This window comes from Pseudomonas sp. ADAK2 TE3594 (assembly GCF_053628675.1).
On the sequence record NZ_JBRJGV010000001.1, the window covers coordinates 4,396,572 to 4,412,192 of the forward strand.

At 57.1% G+C, this 15,621-nt stretch carries 8 protein-coding genes; 1 reads left to right on the top strand and 7 read right to left on the bottom strand.

Features of this window, described 5'->3' with window-relative positions:
* Positions 1–206: 206 nt before the first annotated feature.
* From AB7M22_RS19520 to AB7M22_RS19530, 3 genes are read right to left on the bottom strand one after another with little or no spacing between them, the layout of a single operon-like run.
* Positions 207–572, bottom strand: coding sequence for a hypothetical protein (locus AB7M22_RS19520; RefSeq protein WP_454187500.1), 366 nt, complete (start codon positions 570–572; stop codon positions 207–209).
* On the bottom strand, positions 572–10,825 hold the full coding sequence (locus AB7M22_RS19525) for a hemagglutinin repeat-containing protein (protein ID WP_454187501.1): 10,254 nt from the start codon (positions 10,823–10,825) through the stop codon (positions 572–574). The genes AB7M22_RS19520 and AB7M22_RS19525 overlap by 1 nt, the downstream gene beginning before the upstream one ends.
* Before the next feature lie 25 nt (positions 10,826–10,850).
* A complete protein-coding gene (locus AB7M22_RS19530) occupies positions 10,851–12,557 on the bottom strand; it encodes a ShlB/FhaC/HecB family hemolysin secretion/activation protein (RefSeq protein ID WP_454187502.1) in 1,707 nt (568 codons plus the stop codon).
* Between the two features lie 188 nt (positions 12,558–12,745).
* Between AB7M22_RS19530 and AB7M22_RS19535 the strand changes: the two genes are divergently transcribed.
* Positions 12,746–13,006, top strand: a complete 261-nt coding sequence (locus AB7M22_RS19535; RefSeq protein ID WP_454187503.1) for a hypothetical protein — start codon at positions 12,746–12,748, stop codon at positions 13,004–13,006.
* A 73-nt stretch (positions 13,007–13,079) separates the two neighbouring features.
* On the opposite strand, the gene AB7M22_RS19540 is transcribed toward AB7M22_RS19535, so the two are convergent.
* The 4 genes from AB7M22_RS19540 to AB7M22_RS19555 form a co-directional block, all read right to left on the bottom strand.
* Positions 13,080–13,490, bottom strand: a complete 411-nt coding sequence (locus AB7M22_RS19540) for a hypothetical protein (protein WP_454187504.1) — start codon at positions 13,488–13,490, stop codon at positions 13,080–13,082.
* Positions 13,491–13,504: 14 nt separating this feature from the next.
* Complete coding sequence (locus AB7M22_RS19545; protein WP_454187505.1) at positions 13,505–13,678, bottom strand: EndoU domain-containing protein; 174 nt, start codon at positions 13,676–13,678, stop codon at positions 13,505–13,507.
* Between the two features lie 102 nt (positions 13,679–13,780).
* Positions 13,781–14,194, bottom strand: coding sequence for a hypothetical protein (locus tag AB7M22_RS19550; protein WP_454187506.1), 414 nt, complete (start codon positions 14,192–14,194; stop codon positions 13,781–13,783).
* Positions 14,195–14,374: 180 nt separating this feature from the next.
* Complete coding sequence (locus AB7M22_RS19555; RefSeq protein WP_454187507.1) at positions 14,375–15,550, bottom strand: tetratricopeptide repeat protein; 1,176 nt, start codon at positions 15,548–15,550, stop codon at positions 14,375–14,377.
* Between the last annotated feature and the right edge of the window lie 71 nt (positions 15,551–15,621).

The window sequence follows — 15,621 nt, forward strand, 5'->3', positions numbered from 1 at the left end:
ATTTATTAGCCAAGATAATCTAGAAGTAAATCCGCCTATTTACTCCCTTCCTTCATCATTCATAAATTTTCGCCACACAAAATATTTTCGCAAAAATTTTCCAGCTTGGTGTAATCACTTCCCAAAAAGCGGACAGATTTATTTTCTGGTCACTGCATAAAACCAAACAAATAAATTCATCCCTTCTTCTCAGAAATGAGCCCCATTTACACCCAGTTGAAATCAGGCGTAATTTCACAAACAATCCCAGCAGACACAAGAACATTTCGAACTCGCAGAACTTCCTCCGCCTGACCGACAAATACTAGAACGAGGCCTTTCTGGAGCGTATTTCTTGATGTTAAAAAATTGCAGCCTGTCACTTCAGAAACAGCTTTTATGTGAGTTTTATCTTGATAGTCACCGCGACAACGCACCTCATACTTCGTCTCATCAACTTTAATGCCCGGAATATCCGTTGTCACTACCGACCAGCCGCACCGAGTACACTTCACTCCCAGAGTGCTGCCCTCTCTGAAACTAGCTAACTCACCTCCACACTGCTCGCACGTCATAAGATATGTTTTTTCCATTACGGCTTACCAGGATTAAATACTTTAAACGTCCCCTGATTTTTTAAGTCAGGGACATTAAACAGTGGCGAACTCGGACTTGACGAAGTTCGTGGAGCGACTACCATCATACCATTGCCATAAGCCCATACCAAGTTGGTTGGCGCCTTCACCGGAACTCCCATTTTGTTTGCTAGATTCTGAGCAAATCCAGCATCGCACGCCCCGGTGTCACAAGACAATAATCGGATAGGCTGTCCATTATAGCCGGGATTATTCTCAATAAGCCTGGAAACGAGCCGTTGGTCAGCCATAACTGTTCCATTAGGTGTAACGATTTCTATTTTTTGTGTACTACCATGAGCTATCACATCAAAAAAACCATCGGCATCAACATCCGATCTCTTAGATGCATTTTTAAAGAACAGGTCCGTACTACCCATAAAATTCGCCGGCCCAGGAACCGCTTCGTTAGTTGGCGCAGTTGGCCCTTTTATACCGTAGAAACCAGCTAACGTCGCAGTAAGCGTGCTGAGCATCATCGCCGTATCATAGCGACGCTCGACCTCTTCGCGATTTAACCCCGACTCTTTTGTCAACGCGGTAATAACCACGTCTCTTGTAATATCTTCTGACCCTAATCCTCGCAAAACGGTTTCTAGATTTTCCGCATCAGCAGGGTACAAGTCTTTGTAGAGCAGGCGGTAGGATACGTTTTCGCCATATTGTGCAAGAGCCTCTTTGGCTTCTGCGACCAAAACGGCGCATCCTCCAGAAGATTTATTACCCGCTGTACATATTGATGCAATTGCAGCATCTCGATCCTTATCACGCTTTTTGATCGAGGCTAGCTCTGCCTTTTCCTCATCGTTAAGAATGCTTTTACGCTGAAGAATCGCTTTTCTTGTGGCTTCTTGAAGGCTGAGATAGTTATTTTCTACAGCATTTTTCCCAGCCAGCGCCGCCGCCACCGCATCCAGAGCACCGCTCCCGACAGACGCACCGCCGATACCTGCAACCAAGGTAGCCAGGCTGGAAATGGTTTGCTTCTGCTCTGGAGTGAGTTGTTCATTACTAATCTCGCCGTACAGCTCTTCCTTAATGATTCGTGCCGTCTCTTCTGCCGCAACCGCCCCTACCGCCCCTGCAAGTGCAGAGTTACCGCTGGCCTTTGCAACTAGCGCGCCCAGCACCGCGTGGGCCATTAGGTTGGCTGTCGGGTCTCCTTCAGTTGCGTCCCTGATTTCTTGAGCAATATAGGGCGCCGCGGCGCCACTCAAGGCACCAACGATATTCCCGCTCAGCACGCCTTGCACAATAGAGACGATGGCCTGTGAAGCTTTCTGAAAGCTGCTGCCCATGCCATAGTCGCGTTGAACCTGCTGGCTTATCTGTTCGCCTGTAGGATTTACGATTCCCTGGTCTTTCAGTTTTTGGATAGCGGCTTTTGATGCCTCACTCTCCGGATCCTGAGCCTCCTTGATCTTCGCCGCAGCAATCGCGTCTCCGACGTCTTTCACCAATTCAATCGAGCTCTTCACCAGCTCGATTCGCTCGTTCATGGCATCTTCGTCGGGCTTGTCGATTCGTTCGTTGGCATTTGCCGTGTCGCGATTCAGGCCGACGAGATCTTTGGCTCCCTCAGGGTTGCGAACGATGATCGTGCCTTCGCTCACAGCGCTGCGAGTGTGACTCTTGTCGGACTCGCTGAGAGAGATGCCGTACAAACCACCTACCGAGGCAGATGCTCCAACGCCACCGTAACCTCCCGAGATGTTGATGCCTGCGGACTGGGCCTCGATTTCGCTTATGTTTTTGATGTCACGAGTGATAAGCCGGTCAGTCATCAGCAGGTTTTTATCCGCAGTGGCATCGCTGGCAATCACACCGCCCTCAAGGGTGGTAGTTTTGCGAACATCAACGCTATAGCCACCCGCACCTGCGAACAGGCCGGTCTGGTCGGTGACGGCTTTGTATTCACTGTTCATATTGCCCGCAGCCAAGTTGGCTGAGGCTGTTACGGGTGTTCCGTAGCAAAATGGTGGGATGCAAATGCTGGCACCGAATCCGCCGCTGCTTTGTTGGCTCTTCTGGTCTTGGGTATCCTGACGAGAAATGATGTTGAGGTTACCGTCGATAATCGCATCGATTGTATCGGCGCGAACCTGAGCCCCTGCCAACGTAGTGTCGCCGCCGCTGCGCAACGATAGCGAACCGCTATCCACCGTACTGTTGACCTGCGTAACAGAGCTGCCGTTGCCCATACCCTTCGCGAGTTGTGCGCCAAGGTCCAGGGTGAAGCCGTTTTGCTGGCCGATGTTGAAGCTAGCGCCAATGGCAGTTTTGCTGTTGCTGTTGCGGTTGGACCAATCCGCGGTGTTTTGCGCGCTTTCCACAATGATGTTGTTGCTGGCAAGCAACGAGGTATTGGTCGCTTTGAGGCTGCTGCCGACAATATGAATATCACCCTCGTTTTGTGCGGCATGACCATTGGCAATGATGGATAAGGTGCTGCCTGCGTTGAGAGTACTTTGCTTCGCGGTCTGGCTGACGTAGTCGCTGGTACTTTTGCTATGGGTATTAGCGATCTCGGTGCCGATTTTGATCAGAGAACCATTGCTGGCCGTACCACCCTGTTTGTCGGCGAAGCCGGTTTTTTGGTCATTGGCGTCCGATGCCATGCCGCCGAGGTTGTAGGCAGCCAAGGCAGCCTGGGCCAGTTTCACAGCCTTGAGTCGAGGGTCATCCGCATCTTTCGCCGCCTCGACCGCCGAGTGAATGGTCTTGACCGTGTCGATGATCGCACCGCCGATAACACGCCCCACAGCCAGGCTATTGGCTTTATCAACGGTGCTTTGATTCGACGTTTCCATGCCTGCGGCGATAGTGATGTTCGAGCCACGAAGGCTCATGTCTTTTGTGCTGACCAAATCGCTGGCGATGACATTGAGGTCCCCACCGGCCACAAGACTGACGTTCCCTTTACTGGAGCCGATGGTACTTCCGGTCAGGGTCGTTTGCGACATCGTGCCGTTGTGTTTCTGATTGCTGATTGACAGATGTTGATTGCCAGTAATGTCGTCGATGCCCAGATTGTTTGCCGTCAACACTCCCATTAGGTCGCGATTCTTTTCCTTGTGCATTTCAGTGCGGGAGAAAGTGTTCTCTGCTGCGTCGATTGTCAGGTCACGTCCTGCATGAATTGCCAGGTCATTGGTGCTCACCAGCGCCGAGCCGGTGACGGTGGCATCCCGTTTGGCGTTGACGGTAATGGTGTCGCCCGAGATCAGGCTGCCCACCGCGGTCGTCTGGGTTTCGGCCAATTGATCCTCGACCTTACTCGACTTCAAACCGCCCCAACTGCTTTTGCTTTGGCTGCGCTCGTGACGGGCGCTACTGGAGTCTGTAACAGCCACAATTTCCACATCGTTGCCGGCCCTCAAGCCGACACTGCCTTTTTCGGACGTGACGTTGCTGCCTTTGATCAACAGATCATTGCCGGCGGTCAGCGCGCTGTTGCCCCCGGAGGTGACCGAGCTGGCAACATTGGTAACCGAGTTGGTTTCATCAAGACGAAATTTCTTCCCGGAAGAAGACTTCTTGGTCTTGCTATAGAAGCTGTAATCCGAATCCTCAGCCGATTGCAGCACCAGATTCGAACCCGCCACCAGATAAGCCTCATCCCCAGCACTCACCCGGCTGGCAATCAACCCCAAATCCTTCCCCGCACTCAGCACCACGTTCCCACCCGCCGTCACGCTGGTAGACACCTGACTGACATGATCCTCCTGACTCGTCACCTTCTTGCTCTTGCCATACGAGTGCTGCTCATCCGCCGCCGAGGCCAGGGTCAAGTCGCCGACAGCGCTCATGCTCACATCGCGTTTGGCGTCGATCTGGCTGGCGATAGCGGTGATATCCCGTCCGGCATTGACCTTCAGGTCCTGCCCTACATCAATGTCTGAGCCATATTGAGTGATGGTCTGATCACGATGCCGACCGCGCTCGCCGCTGACGATCTGCTCGGCTGAAGTGAGGTTGACGTCGCGACCGGCAGTGATCGTGGTGTCAGCCCCGCTTTTCAGCACGCCACCAACGTTGTTGATATCACGTCCGGCGTTGAGCGTGAGCGAGTTTCCGGCTTCGATGCGGGCGGCGTTGTCGACGAAGTCGGTGCGCTCGTTGCGATAGCCGCTGCCGCTTTCGTGGGTGGTGACGGTGCGTTCGTTGATCACGTCGCCCCGGGTGGTCCGGAGTGTGACGTCACGGCCGGCGATGATGCCACCCGCCTTGTTGACGAGGTTGTTGCCTGCCAACAAGTCGAGGCGATTGCCGGCTTCCACCAGGCCGCTGTTGACCAGGTCATTGCCAACATTGGCCGACAGGTTGTTGGAGGCGCGCAAGGTGCCGGCATTGTTCAAGTCCTTACCGGCGATCAGGGTCACGTCGCTGCCCTGGATCAGGGCGCCGTTGGCGGCCAGGCGGTTGTTGGCGTTGGCCAGGTACAGCACCGGCACCAGCACTTGCTCGCCGTTCACTTCGGCGTTTTCCATCCAGACAATGTCGTGGGTCAGGGCCGCGACTTGCTCGGAGGTCAGGCTGACGCCCAACGACAGGTTGAGCTCTGTTTTGCTGGCGATGGCGTTGTCCATCAGGTATTTGAACAGGGCGTTGTTGGAAGTCTGACCATCGATGAAGCGCTGGCCGGTACGGGCAACCACGGCCTGTTGAATCAGGGTTTGTTCATAGAAACCGTCACCCAGGCGCTTGGCACTTTGATCGGCGTCGTAACCCAGGTTCGACAGCAGGTAATCCGAGCTCATGAATTGCTTGAGGTTGGTGAGCACCGGGTTGGTTTCGATCAGGTATTTATGCGGCTGGGATTTGCCGGCATTGCTCGGTAGGCCCTGTACGCGGTTGAGGGTGATAGGGGCACTGGCGGACGAGGTGACGGTGGCGCCGGTGAGGTTCCAGCTCTGCGGGCCGGTGCCGATCGGGTTGGTGCTGCCTTCCTGGCTCAAACGGAACAGGCCGTTCTGGCCGGTGGGCAGGCTGAAACCGGGCAGACTCAACGGGTTGACTTGCTGTTGCGTCAGGTTGGGCGGTAGTTGCTGGTTCAGGGTGATGCGAGTGGAGTACTGGCCGCTCGATGCACCAGTGCCGGTCTGCGGGCCGCTGCCCACGTAGGTGTAGCCGGGACGGACGACGCTGTTGTCGATGTTGTTTTGGGTGTTGATATTGACGGCGCCAGCGGCCTGGATCACGGCGGCGTAACTTTGGTCGCTGGAGGCAAGTTTTTCGGTCGTGCGAAGTTGCGTAGTCTCCCCTTCGGTCGTGCCAATAAAGTTGGCCATTGCGGCCTCAAGACCGCCCAGGTCATTGGCGTCGTAGCCCCCGCTTTCGTACCAGTACTTGTTAGTAAAGGCACTTGCCGCGTTAAACCACCCACTTGGACTCCGGGTTCGCTCGGATTGAAATATTCGGGTGGTTTCGGTTTCGCCGGTCTCGATGCCGCTGTTGGTCAGGTTGACCAGCGAAGCGCTCAGATTGCCGCCGGTGGCGATAGTGCTGCTCTGGTTCAGCAGGTCGCCACCGGTCAGGCTCAGGTCCCCACCCGCAGTGATGCTGGACGCGGCACTGGCCTCGGTGACCTCAAACTTATCGCGCTGCACGATTTTCCAGGCATAGTGCTGCTTGCCACTGCAGTCGGCGTTGATCAAAATCGCGCAGTCAGTGTTGGTAATGGAGGCGGTGTAGATGCCCTGGTTGTTGGTGGTCAGTACTGCGCGGACGTTCTGAATTGTGCTCGCCGCCAGGCTCATGGTGCCGTCGCTTTGAATCGACGCAGAGCTGTTGACGATGCTGGCGGCCTGGGCGCCTTGCCCATTACGATCAATCGTGAGATTGCCCAGGCTGTAAATGTTGGCGTAGCTGTTGTTCAGCGCGTTGACCCGCAGGCTCATGGCGCCACCGCTGAAGATCAGCCCGTGATCGTTAACCAGTGAGCCGGTGGTCACAGTCAGACCTTGGCCACTGCCCAGCGTCCCCGAGTTATAGAGGCCACCGGCGTTCACGGTCAGATTGGCAGCCGAAGTCATGCGCCCGGCGTTGTTCAGTTGACCACCCACCGACACGGTGGTGTCACCCCCACCGGCAATGCTGCCGGCCGCGTTGAGGTTCAGTTGTGCGGCGCTCAGGCCGAGTGTTCCCAGGCTGCTGACCCGACCGCTTCCCGAATAAGTGCCGCCAAGGTCGATCTTCAAGTTGCCATCACTGGCGATCAGACCATCGTTGTTCCAGTTGCTGCCGCTACCGCTCAGTTGGCTGACAGCCAAGAGCTGACCATTGGCCGTCTGGTTGAGATTATTGATGTTGACGGTCAGCCGATCGGCCTGAATCACGCTGCTGTTGGTCCAGCCGTCAGCGGTCAGGGTCAGGCCACCGCGAGTGACGAAGCTGCCGCCGGCACTGCCCAGTTGCCCGGTGGCAATGTCGAAGATGCCGGTGCCGACGTGCAGCACGTTACCGCCGACGTTCAGCAAACTACCGGCGCCGAGGCTCAGGTTACTGTTCGCGGACTCCACGGTGCCGTTGCGGTTGTCGAACAGGCCACCGATGGTGAAGGCGGTTTTGCCATTACCGCCCAATGCGCGCAGTTGGCCGGTCTGATTGTCGAGGCTCGCCGCCGTGATGGTCAGGGTGTTTTCGCTTTCGATGATGCCCAAACGGTTGTTCAACGCGCCGCGCAGGCTCAGGTCGACCTGTAGCCCGGCAATCTGCCCGTCGTTGTCGCCGCTGTTGTCGAAGTCTTTACCGGTGACGCTGACTCGGCCCTTGGCATATAGACCGCCATTGCGGTTGTCGAAGTTGCCGTTCGTACCGGTGTCGACGATGGCGTCACCGGTTTGTGCGGTGATGCGTCCGCCGTAGTTGTCGATGCCGGCCAGTGCCGTGAGGTTCAGGCTCTGAGCCTGAATGATCCCGCCCTGGCGGTTGTTGTTCAGGTCATAGCCGTTGCGCAGTACGCCAGTGATGTGGCTGCTGAAGGCACCTTGCAGACTGGAGAGCACACCGCCGCGGCTGTCGAGGCTAGCGGCGGTGATGCCCAGGTTGCCATCCTTGGCGACAATGCGTCCGCTCTGATTATCTATGGCAGCACTAGTTTCGACGGTCAGGTCGCCCTGGCTTTGCAGAGTGCCCTTGGCGTTGTCGAGGCTGGCGGCGTTGAGCGTCAGGCCGGCGTCGCGGCTGAAGATCAAACCGTCCGCGCTGTTTTGCACGGCGCCACTGGCCGTGAGCGTCAGTTGATCGTTCGCGGCGAGGGTGCCGCCATCGCGGTTATCGAGGCCACCGGTCAACAGGCTCAACAAACCCTGGCTAACCAGTTGGCCACGCTGGTTGTCGATCTGCACCGCGCGTTGAATAACCAGCGGGCCGTTGCTTGCCAGTTTGCCGTTGGTATTGGTCAGGGTGCCGAGCAGGTCAAGGGTGACGGCACCATTGCCGGCCAATGTGCCGGCGCTGTTGTCCAGGTAGGTGCCGGTGAAGCCGATATCCTTTTGCGCGCGGATGGTTGCGTTGGTGTTATCAAGGGTCTTGGCCTGGATGTCCAGACCGGCACCACTGTCGATCAGGCCACCCTGGCTGTTATCTAGTGTCCCGGTAATGACGAAGGTTTGCGTACCGCCACTGGAAAGAATGCCTTGGTTACTGTTGTCGAGGCTGGCCGCCGTGATCTTCAGCGTGCCGTTACTGACCAGCGCCCCGGCGTTGCTGTTACGCACGGCCCCGGTGAGGTCCACCAACACATCACCGCTACGGCTCGACAAGGTGCCGAGGTTGCGGTTGTCGAGACTGCCGCCCAGAAGACTCAGCCCCTGCCAGCCGGAGATCAGGCCATTGAGGTTGGTGGTGGTCTCGGCGGTGAGGTCCATTTGCTGACGGCTGATGAGTTTGCCGTCGCTGTTGTCCAGGTTGCGCGCGGTCAGCGTGTAGCTTTCGCTGCTGGAGAGTTCACCACCCTGGTTGTTCAAGTCCCGCAGGTTGCGGATGCTCAGTTGCCCTGTGGTGGTGATCAGGCCGTTGGCGTTGTTCAGGTCGCCCATGGCACCGCTGAAATCAATCGTAATCGCGCTGCCCAGCAATGAACCGACGTTTTGGTTGTTCAAACTGGCGGTGTTGATGGTCAGGGTGGCGGTGGCGTTGATCAGCCCCTGGTCCTGGTTGTCGAGCGCCCCGTTAACCTGAAGGTCGACGTCGCCCCGACTGGTGAGGGTGCCGCCGTTGTTGTTCAGGCTACCGGCCTGTACGTCCACGTATGCCGCAGCGATCAAGCCTTTGATATTGGTCAACGCCTGCTGCACACGCAGGGTCACTGCCTGATTGCCGAGCAGTTTGCCGTTGTTGTTATCCAGGCTGTCGGCCGCCAGTGTGAAGGCTTGGGCACTGGAAATCTCGCCGTTACGGTTATCGACCTTCTGGAGGTTTTTCAGCACCAGCACCGGGGCGTTGATCAAACCGTTCTGGTTGTTCAGCTCGCCGTGATTCAGATCCAGGCTCAGCGACGTGCCACTGGTGAGTTGCCCGCCATCGTGCTGGTCGAGGCTGCTGACATTGACCGTCAGGGCATTGTTGCTGGCGATTCGGCCCTTGACGCTGTTATCGACCGTGCCGGCGTTGAGGTTCAGGCTGTCGAGGCTGGTCAGCTTGCCGCCCTGGTTGTTCACCGCACCTGTGGCGGTGATGCTCAAGGCCTGACCGGCGGTCACCAGTCCCGCCACGTTATCCAGCGTAGCCATGCGCAGAGTTGCGGTGGCCAGGCTCGAGAGTTCGCCAGTGCGGTTGTTCAGGTGGCCAAGAGTGGCACTGAGATTGCCGGTACTGGTGATCAGACCGTTGGTGTTGAGGACCTGATTGGCCGTCACGTTCAGCGCGCCGCTGCTCAACACTCGCCCGTTGTTCTGGTTGTCCAGCGTCCCGGCGGTGATGTTGGCGGTTTGCGCGGCGTTCAACGTGCCGCCCTGATTGCTCAGGGTCTGGCTGGTGTTGACCGTCAGATTACGACTAGCCACCACAGTCTTGCCGGTGTTGTTGAGGTTCTGCGCGCTGAGGCTCACATCGCCCGCGGCGTTGCGGCTAGTGTCGGCATTAACCCCGGCCTCGATGATGCCGTTATTGGTGAGCACACCGCCGGCGCTCAAGGTGATGTTGTCCCGAGCCGCGAGGGTTTGCTGGTTGGTCAGATTGCCTTGGGTTTGCACGTTCAGCGCAGTGCCGGCGTAAACCGGTCCCCGGGCTTCGAGGCTCGCTGCTTTGACGTTGACGACGCCCGCGGCCGACGTTTGCGCAAGGCTGAGATGTCCATTGGCATCGAGCTGGATATCACCGCCACTGGCGGCCAGATTGCCATCGAGTTTCACCCCGACCCCGGCTTCGGTACCGACCAGTTTGATCGCCCCGGCGTACATGCCGCCGAGGGCCGAAGAGTCGATGGCCAGTTGCGGTTTGGCGCTGCCGTCATTGGCACGGGCGGTGGCGTTGAGGCTGTCGGCGTTGACGTTGTTGCGACCGGCGATGATGGTCAGGTTCCTAGCCTGAATCTCGGCGTTGATCTTGGCGCTGCGGGTGATGATTTCGAAGCGGTCGACGTTGTTGGCATTCAGCCCGGCGCCGTCGATGGCAACGCTGCCTTGATCGACCTGGAAGCGATCCAGCCGACCGTTGTCCAGCACCGGTTTGCCGGTGGTCAGGGTCACGCGCGGGGTGTTGATGAAGCCGCAACCGTTGCAGCTGATGCCGTAGGGGTTGGCGACGATCACCCGCGCCGACTGCCCCGCCACTTCGGTGTAACCGCGCAACTGGCTGGGGCTGCCGCCGACCACTTCGTTGAGGATGGTTTGTGCGGCGACCCGGTTGGTCAGGTTGGGGTTACCGATGATAATCCCGCCCAATTGCGTCGCGCCGGTCTGGTTGGCGACGTTGTTGAGGATCACACCCTGGGTGCCGACGTTGTAATCGTGAAACTGGTTATGCGACAGGCCGCTGCCGTTGGGTGTGGCGATGTTGACGATCGGCACCCCATTGCCAGCCTGACCGAGACTGGTGCCCGGCGTGGCCACCACAATCCCGTCCGCCTGCGCCCACATTGGCTGCCAGAACATGACGTTGGCCAACAGGAACGCCAACCCGCGCTTGGGCATGCCCCAGAAGTGTTCTCGGGTTTTCAGGCCCGCAGAAGGCTGGCGCGCGAGAAAGGCGTGATGGCGAACGTCCATGATTTGAATCTCGTTAAAACAGAATTTAGAGGAAGAAATCCACGCGGAAATAGATCGGCGCTTCACGCTCGGTCAGGGTGTCCGGGCGTTCCAGGGAATGAGCAAAGGTCACGCTGGCGGCCAGATGCTGACCACGGGCAAACAGCTCCACGGAGTTGCTGGACATGCGTCCGTGCTGATCGCCGTTGTAGCGGTCGCCACGGATCACGCCTTGGTCGTAGCCGAGGCTGGTGCCGTATTCGGCGAACACCGGGCGCAGCCACTCCAGAGTCACCGGTCGACTCCAGCGCAGGTCGTTGCGCCAGTAGCCGCCGCTGTCGCCGGACAAGGATTGATCCTTGTAGCCACGGATCGACGACTGCCCGCCGAGGCTGGTGCGTTGCGGGCTAAACAGCACGTCTTCGCTACGCTGGCCGGTCATCAGGCTGCTGAAACTGAAGGACTCGCCCCACAACTTGAACGGCTGCAAATAACTCGCGGTGGCGGTGTATTTGCGGTAACGCGCATTCGGCTCGCCGGGGCCCGGGTGACCGTTACCCTGAGCATCGAACGCGCCGATGCCTTCCTGCATCCCCAGGTCGAGGTTGACGAACGCGCTGCCGACCCGCCGACCGTGGTTGATGCCGAACTGTGCTTCGCTGATGCGGTTGCTGCTCAGCTTGAGTTTGCTGTCTTCGATGAAGTTATTGGTGCGCAGGTACGAGAGGCCGGTGCTGAGGGAGGTCTTGCTCAGGGCGTCGCGATGGATCACCCGCTCGGCACGCAACTGATGGTTTTCGCTGTCGCCGGTCTGCTTGAAATTGAAACCGTTGGCCTGCGCTTGCGAGCGGTATTCGCTCTGACTGTAGGTGTAACTGAAATTCCACCAGCCCCACGGCACGCTGTAATTGAGCATCGCGTTGTTGGAGGTGTGCTGGTGATCGGTCATCGCATCGTGACCGCCGCGCAGCATTAACTGATCGGCCAAACCCAGCGGGCTGTCCCAATCAAACGTCGTGCCCCACTGCTGCTCTCCGGTACTGCGCTGGCCATCATTACTGCGGGACAACCCGGCACGCCAAGGCTTCTGTGGGGTGTTCTTGACCAGCACTTCGCTGCCACCAACGTTCTTGCCCGGCGACAATTCCATCTGCGCCTGATTCGACGGCAAGCGGTTCAACTGATCCACCATCTGCTCGATTTCCCGCAGATTGACCAGCTCACCGCTCTTGCCGGGGAAAGCCATCCCCAATTCGCGGTCCGACAGCTTGCTGCCCTCCGTCCCCTTCAATCCTTCGAGCCTGCCCTCGACCACCAGTACCTTCAAATGCCCGCCAGACAAATCCTGCTGCGGCAAATAGGCCCGGCTAGTGACCAGGCCTTTTTCGATGTAGTAATCGGTGATGACTTTCAGCAACTCGTTGAGCTGCGTGACGCCCAGGCACTGACCGATGTAAGGCTTGAGCAGGCGATTTTTATCGCTGTCCGAGAGACTGTCGGCGCCTTTGAGCTCGATGTCCTTGATGGGGAAACAACGGGCGTCGGCTGGGGCCGTCGGAGGCATGGGTTTGGCCTCCTTGCCGGGTAATTCCTTGAGCTCCTCGAGACGCCGACGCTGCTCTTCGAGCAAGCGATCCTGACGTTCGCGGATCAGATCGGTTTCACCGGGGGTGGGGGCGGCGTGAGCAAGATTCAGCGGAGAAAGGCACAGCAAAGCCAGGCACAACCTCGCCACGAGGGCGGGTGGGTACATGTTCGTTCCCTCGAAATGGAGATTGATAGCATAATAGTGGCGCGATATTAGTTGGCCATTATTCTGGCGTCAATGAATGGATCCATTTGGGGGTGGGGGTCGATGGACGGTAGGGGTGTTGCGCTCGCCTTTGATTAGGCATTTCGTTGCATGAGGTGGCGATGTTTGTGACAACGAGGGATAGATACATGCCCCTCACCGGAATCGACTTGATCCCGGCATCGCTGCTGATTGACACCCAAGCTCCACTCGATGTTCTGCACGCCATGGCTGACTACCGCATCTGCACTGTTACTCAGGTGCTGGAAAACATCGCGTTTCGCGCTGAAATTGGTTGCGATACGGTGGTGCTTTCCGACTTTTCAAAACTGCTGGCCATTCCATTGCGGGATGGCTGTGATTTGATGAATGTGATTGGTAGACGGTTGCGGGCGTTGGCTGCGGAGTGAATGAAAATGGGCGACCTGTTGGTTGCCCGTTTCCCGTTATGCCAACAAGTAATATCTGATGCGTTTGGATTTTTTAAGGCAGTTTCACGATAACTACTGTTTCCAACGATTCAGGCAGTCCCAGGAAATAACTCCACTGCTCCAGTACCAGACGCCATTCTTGCAGGGTAAATTTACCCTCGGGTCGTCCGACCCAGTCGTCGTTGATCAGGATGTCGACCTGTACACCTGAAGCGTCCATGGTCAGCTCAACATCATTTCCCCCCCCGACCTCTGATGTTTCGGAACCATCTTCGATCGACGTTATGCAACCTAGTAGTCGATCACAATTCTCTTGTGTCTGAGCAATCGCGTTTAGCACAGTGCAAATATAGAGCTCATACCGCTCGGTATTCTCTCCAGAAGAAACCAGCGCGGCGCTGTATAGCACCTCCCCTGTAATAGGGTGATTCCCCCCAGAAATATAGTAATACTTCAGTTCCATCCCTCTTCCCTGCTTCAAGGTTTATAGATTGTGAAAACGGTTACCCTTGGTGACGTGTCCCCCCTAACCGTAACCCCGGATGGCGTCTTCGATCTCCATAGGGTTCCCGTTACAACTTTGTTAGGACTATTCCAGGCGCCGTCAATTTCATCTATCAGTCGTGCCTTGTCCCAAGTAGCCGGGAACATGCTATTTCTCGCGGAAAATCGGGGAAAATCGGGGACAGACCACGTTTAAATCGAAAGAGCACAGCCCGACTTCAGAAAAACGTGGTCTGTCTCCGTTTACCGCTACGGTAATTTCACCGTAACGATCTCATCAGAACCTTTAGGCAGCTCCAGAAGGTACTTCCATTGCTCAAGGATCTTGCGCCATTCCTGCAAGGTAAACTTGCTCTCCGGCTGTCCGATCCAGTCGTCGTTGACCAGAATATCGACTTGTACACCTGAAGCATCCATGTTCAATAGGACATCATTTCCCCCTGCACTGATTGACTCCTCAGTCCCTTCTTCGATTGAGGTGAGAAATCCCAGCAATCGATCACAACTTTTCGGAGTTTGAGCGATTGCCCCCAGCACACTGCAGACATAAAGGTCGTAACGTTGCGCATCCTCCTGTTCAGGAGATACCTCGGCTACGTCATGGAAAACCTCCCCCACATTGGGGTAGGTTCCCCCTGAGGAGTGATAAAACTTCAGTTCCATTGGTGCCCTCAATGTTTAAGGTCTGAGAAAACCGGGGACAGACCACGTTAGAAAACCGGGGACAGACCACGTTTAAATCGAAAGAGCACTGCCTGGAAGGTGTAGCCGGATTCACCTACCCATGAATGCACAACGCGCCGGAGTGCGGCGCGTTGTGGGGGTCAGATCAACAACAGGCGATCAGCGGTTTTGTACGCGCTCAATGGCCGTGTCATACACCGGGTTGGCCTTCTGCGTCTTGGCTAATTGGTAATGACGCAGGGCGTCGGGGAACTGACCGGCCGCTTCATAGATACGGGCAATGTTGTAGTAGGAACCGGCACGTACGGTGGCGGCCGAATTGCCGCTGGCCAGGGCAATGGCCTTGCGGTTGGCCCAGATCGACTCGGCGGTGTTACCGGCCTTCTGATACGCCAGGCCCAGGTTGCCGTAGGCCTGACCGTAGCTGTTATTCAGATCGATCGCCTGACGGAAGAAGTCGATTGCCAGCGGCAGATTACCGGTTTTGTAGGCCGCTTCGCCTTTGGTGTTCAGGCCTTTCGCATCGGCCTGCGCCGAAGCGCTGACCGCCACCGCCGTCAGCGCAACGCTGTCATCCAGCAATGGCGACACTTCGTTCAACACGTTTGCCGCATCGACCCTGGCACCCGTAATGCTGTTGATGTCCTGGAAGTCGCCATTGCCGGTCATGCGGAACACGGTCCACAGGTTGCCGCTGCGGTTCTGCGGCACGTAGTAGGTGCGCACCAGCGACTGGCCCATGTACACGAACACCTTGGCCTGGCTGTTGGAGAGATCACGCGAACCCGGCTCGCCGCTATTGCTGTAGTCATGCACGGCGTAGACGTAACTTTCGCCGTAGTGCTTCTTCTCAAGGGTGATGGTTTCCGGGCCATAGCTGGTGGTGTCGTCGACATCCAGATTGGCATCGTCACCGTGCTGTTTTTGAAAATAGATGTTGTTGCCGGGGAAGATCATGTGGGAGTCGAGGTCCGACGGGGTCGCACCCCAGGTCAGCACCACGCGCAGACCGTCGAGGTTCTGCATCACCGGGCTGATGGCATAGGTCATGCCCTTGCACGGGCACTTGACCACCAGATTGGAGTAGCCGGGCTTCTTGATGATCAGCAGGTTGCCGGCATCATCGGCAAACTCGGTGGTCAGGCTGACTTGGCCCTGAGCATTGGTGCGACCCACCACGTTTTGCGCACCGTTGCGCTGCAATAGCAGCTCGGCGTCGGCGATCTTCTGGTCCTTGACCACCGCACTCAGCACTTCGATCGGCAGTTGCTCGGCCTGCACCGAAAACGCCGCCGCCCACAACGACAACACCGAAACCACGCGACAAAACCGCATACTTAATTCCTTTAAGTGAAAGTAACGGACATAGCGAAATGTCCTACAGATTTTGGCGCGAACCATACACA